This window comes from Arthrobacter sp. Y3225116, assembly GCF_059091245.1.
Genome location: NZ_JBNHGL010000387.1, coordinates 1 through 1,796, shown reverse-complemented (window position 1 = coordinate 1,796; position 1,796 = coordinate 1). Strand labels below are relative to the sequence as shown.

General features: G+C 71.6%; 2 protein-coding genes and 1 tRNA gene. 1 reads left to right on the top strand and 2 read right to left on the bottom strand.

Going from position 1 to position 1,796, the window contains the following annotated elements; all coding sequences use genetic code 11:
* Nucleotides 1–939: L-seryl-tRNA(Sec) selenium transferase (selA, locus tag AC5RV2_RS17645; protein ID WP_494093408.1), on the bottom strand; the 939-nt coding region annotated here is incomplete at its 3' end.
* Nucleotides 940–974: 35 nt separating this feature from the next.
* Nucleotides 975–1,069, bottom strand: a tRNA-Sec gene (locus tag AC5RV2_RS17640).
* 42 nt (nucleotides 1,070–1,111) lie between these two features.
* Here AC5RV2_RS17640 and selD point away from each other — a divergent pair.
* On the top strand, nucleotides 1,112–1,796 hold a 685-nt coding region (selD, locus tag AC5RV2_RS17635; protein WP_494093407.1), incomplete at its 3' end, for a selenide, water dikinase SelD.

Below are 1,796 nucleotides of genomic sequence, written 5' to 3'. Positions count from 1 at the left end.
CAGCGCCCGCGCGAGCGGGTGGCGGGCCAGCCGGGCGATGACGGCGGCCCGGCCCAACAGCAGTCCCGCCTGGGGGCCGCCCAGGAGTTTGTCACCGCTGGCGATGACGACGTCGGCGCCGGCGGCGAGCGCCCCGGAGATGTCCGGCTCCTGGGGCAGCACCGGGTCCGGTTGGAGCAGGCCGCTGCCCAGGTCCACGACCAACGGGATCCGGTGTTCCTCGGCCAGGGACCGGAGCTGGCCGACGCCGACGTCGGCGGTGAATCCGCTGACCCGGAAATTGCTCGGGTGCACCTTGAGCAGGCAGCCGGTCTGCGCGCCGATCGCCGAGGCGTAGTCCGCCAGGTGTGTCCGGTTGGTGGTGCCCACCTCGCGCAGCCGGGCACCGGTGGATTCAATCAACTCGGGAAGCCTGAAACCGGCCCCGATCTCGACGAGCTCGCCGCGGCTGATCACCACTTCGCGGGACGCGGCCAGGGCGGTGGTGGCCAGCACCAGGGCCGCGGCGCCGTTGTTGACCACCAGCGCTTCCTCGGCGGCCGGGCAGGCGTCCAGCAAAGCCTGCCGCGCACCGGCCCCGCGCCGGGACCGTCCGCCGGTGGGCAGATCCATCTCGACGTCGACATAACCGGCCGCCGACAGCACCGCCTGGCGGGCTGATCCGGAGAGCGGAGCGCGTCCCAGATTCGTGTGGACGATGACGCCGGTGGCGTTCAGCACCGCCCGCAACGAGCTGGCCGCGCGGGTAGCCACCGCGGTCAGGACCGTCGCCTCGACGTCTTCCGGGGCAAGGTCGCCGCGACGCGCCTGTTCCTGCACGTCCCGGACGGTGGAACGGATGACGTCGTCGCCAAGGCGCACGCGTGCGTGGAGAAGTTCCGGATGCGCGAGCAGCTGGTCGGTGCGCGGAATGTGCCGGCGCGGGTCGTTCTGGCCCACGGCCCTCCTTCCAGGTCACCTTCAGCTGCAGCAGCTGGCGGAAGCGGACGGGAATCGAACCCGCCAGGCCGAGGTACTCGGCCTCACCGGTTTTGAAGACCGGGGGGCCCACCAGGACCCGGACGCCTCCACGAGCATGGTAACACCGGCCCGCCGCTCCTATGCTGTGATCATGAACGGGATCACCGGCGTCGCAGAAGAATCCGCCGCAGCAGTCCGGCTCACGGGATACGCGCACGGCGGAGGCTGCGCCTGCAAGATTCCGCCCGGCGAGCTCGAGGACGTTGTCCGCGGCCTTACCGGCCAAACCAACCCGGACGTCCTGGTGGGGCTCGACGACGGCGACGACGCATCCGCCGTGCGGGTCGGCGAGGACCTCGCGGTGCTCTCGACGGCGGACTTCTTCCCTCCCGTGGTCGACGACGCGTATGACTGGGGCCGGATCGCGGCGGCGAACGCCCTCTCGGACATCTACGCCATGGGCGGCCGCCCGGTCAGCGCGATCAACCTGGTCGGCTGGCCCCGTGACGTCCTGCCGATGGAACTGCTGACCGAAGTGCTGCGCGGCGGGCTCGCCGTGGCTTCCGGGGCCGGCTGTCCGGTGACGGGCGGCCACTCGGTTGACGACCCGGAACCGAAGTACGGGATGGCCGTGACCGGCATCGCCGACCCCGGCAAGCTGATGCGCAATGACGCGGCCCGGCCCGGGCTGCCCCTCACGCTCACCAAGCCGATCGGCCTCGGCCTGCTCAACAACCGGCACAAGAGGACCGGTGAGGTCTTCGATGAGGCAATCGCCGTGATGACGCAGCTGAACCGGGAGGCCGCGGGCGCGGCGGTGCGCGGCGGCGTCCGCA